Here is a 1,597-nt window from a genome sequence, read left to right as displayed (position 1 = left end):
GCCGGGGCGGCGGCTGCGGGATGTGGGTCCGGCCGCGGCGCAGAGTGCCCCCGTTCACGGAAGGTGGGCTTCCGCGCGCACCCGCGGCGGCCGAACCCGACTCCGTCATCATGCGGACACCCGCCAACCGACCGCTAACATATGGCTAACGCTTCGTCCCCACAGCTTCGGCTTGCCCCCACAGCTTCGACCCGGTGTCGCGTCGTCGTTCGCACCACGGGTGGACGTCCGGCGGGCGCACCCGGCAACCCGGTTGCGGCAGCGGGCAGTTCACCCCCGACGAGGATGCTCGCACAGGAACGGAACGCGAGGAAGGCACTCGCGAGGCGGCGACATCGGCATCCAGCGCTGCGGGCACGTTCGCGACTGATCCGGCCAGGGAGGCCCACGGATGCGGTTCGGCCTGCTCGGCACAGTCACGGTCGTCGCCGACGGCGATCCGGGCGGCGGCCGGGACCGGCCCCGGCCGGTCGGCTCGGCGAAGGTCCGCGCGCTGCTCGCCGCGCTGCTGGCCACCCCCGGCCGCGCGGTGCCGCTGCACCACCTCAAGTCCGCGCTGTGGGGCGACGCCCCGCCCACCACCGCCACCGCGTCCCTCCACAACCACGTGGCCAGGCTGCGCCGGGTGCTGCACGAGGAGGGCCAGGACGGCTCCCGGCTGCGCGCCGCGCCGCCCGGGTACGTCCTGGACATCGCCGACGGCGAGTTCGACGTCTGGATCTTCCTCGGCCACCACGCGGCCGCCCGTACCGCGCACCGCGCCGGCGACTGGGCCTCGGCGCTCGCCGAGTGCGGGGCCGCGCTGGCGTTGTGGCGCGGCGACCCGCTGTCGGACGTGCCGCTGCGCTCCGACGTGCTGCGGGCGCTCGCCGCGCACCTCACCGAGGCCCGACTGCTCACCTTGGAGTGGCGCTTCGACGCGGAACTGGCGCTCGGCAGGCACCAGGGCATGGCCGCGGAGTTGGCCGGGCTGGCCGCGGCGAACCCGCTGCGCGAGACCTTCCACCGGCAGCTCATGCTCACCCTGCACCGCACCCACCGGCAGGCCGAGGCGCTGTCGGTCTACCACGGGCTGCGCCGCATCCTGGTCGACGAGTTGGGCGTGGAGCCGGACTCCGCGGTGCAGGCCGCCTACCAGGAAATCCTGGCCGAGCCGACGCCGACCCGGCCCGCGCCCGGCGGAATCCGTGCGGAGGGTGCCACCGCCGGGGTGACGGCCCCGGGCTTCGGCGGTAGCGGTAGCGGTAGCGGTAGCGGTGTGGTCGGCGCAGCCGCCGGGGTGATGGCCCCGGGTGCGGGCGCCGGGCGGGGCGCCTCCGCCGGCGAAGCGGCAGAAGCGGCCGAAGCGGGCAGCGGTGTCGCCGGACCCGGGGTCGTACCGGCGGGGCCCGGCACGCCCGGGTGCCCGGCCACCGGGACGCCCGCCACGGGCACCGCCGGGACGCCGAGCGACGCCGTATCCGTACGGGCACCCGCACCCGCACCCGCACCCGTGCCCGCGGGGCCGGCCCGGTCGGCGCCGGAGCATGCCGCGGCCGAGCGCAGACCCCCGCGCCCCGGCCAGGCCCGCGACGCGTACCGGCCCGAGGGCTCGGGC

The 1,597-nt window shown here is 77.0% G+C and carries 1 protein-coding gene; it reads left to right on the top strand.

The features are described 5' to 3' along the window. Positions 1–391: 391 nt before the first annotated feature. On the top strand, positions 392–1,597 hold a 1,206-nt coding region (locus tag AC13HU_RS36825; RefSeq protein ID WP_483046352.1), incomplete at its 3' end, for an AfsR/SARP family transcriptional regulator.

Source organism: Streptomyces sp. NH27 (genome assembly GCF_056859195.1).
Note: the sequence above shows the minus strand (reverse complement) of the source record. Positions and strands in the feature narration are given on the sequence as shown.